Source organism: Escherichia sp. E2661 (genome assembly GCF_004745185.1).
Lineage (GTDB): Bacteria > Pseudomonadota > Gammaproteobacteria > Enterobacterales > Enterobacteriaceae > Escherichia.
The window spans coordinates 1-643 of the sequence record NZ_PDIG01000065.1 but is presented as its reverse complement, the minus strand read 5'-3'; the positions used below and the strand labels follow the sequence as shown (position 1 = coordinate 643).

The window sequence follows — 643 nt, the reverse complement described above, 5'->3', positions numbered from 1 at the left end:
CCCGTGCGCCCGCCGCTGACGTCCAGATCGCCGTCCTGAACAACTTTCCCGTTATTACCGTTGATTTCCGTACCGCTGGAGTCTTTACCGTCAACNGTGGTTTTGCCGCCGTTATTCGCCGTGGTGTCGTCACCGTTAATCTGTGTGCCGGTGCCGCCGTTGGTGATGGTGCTGTCGCCTTCGTTATTAACCACCGCCTGGTCGCCGTCGATCTGAATACCAATGGATTCCGGATCGGTCACGGTCATGGTGCCGTTGTTGTCCACCGTCGCGCTGTCGCCGGTGATATCAATCCCGTGTGCGCCCGCCGCTGACGTCCAGATCGCCGTCCTGGATAACTTTCCCGTTATTGCCGTTGATTTCCGTACCGGTGGAATCCTTGCCATCAACGACTGTTTTGCCGCCGTTATTCGCCGTGGCGTCGTCACCGTTAATCTGTGTACCGGTGCCGCCGTTGCTGATGGTGCTTTCGCCTTCGTTATTAACAACCGCCTGGTCGCCGTCGATCTGAATACCAATGGATTCCGGATCGGTCACGGTCATGGTGCCGTTGTTGTCCACCGTCGCGCTGTCGCCGGTGATATCAATACCGTGCGCCCCGCCGCTGACGTCCAGATCGCCGTCCTGGATAACGTGCCGTTAT

The 643-nt window shown here is 58.3% G+C and carries 1 pseudogene; it reads right to left on the bottom strand.

Annotation, left to right across the window (positions count from 1 at the left end):
- A pseudogene (locus CRI63_RS23640) lies at positions 1-633 on the bottom strand (autotransporter domain-containing protein); the annotation flags it as partial.
- Positions 634-643 lie beyond the last annotated feature (10 nt).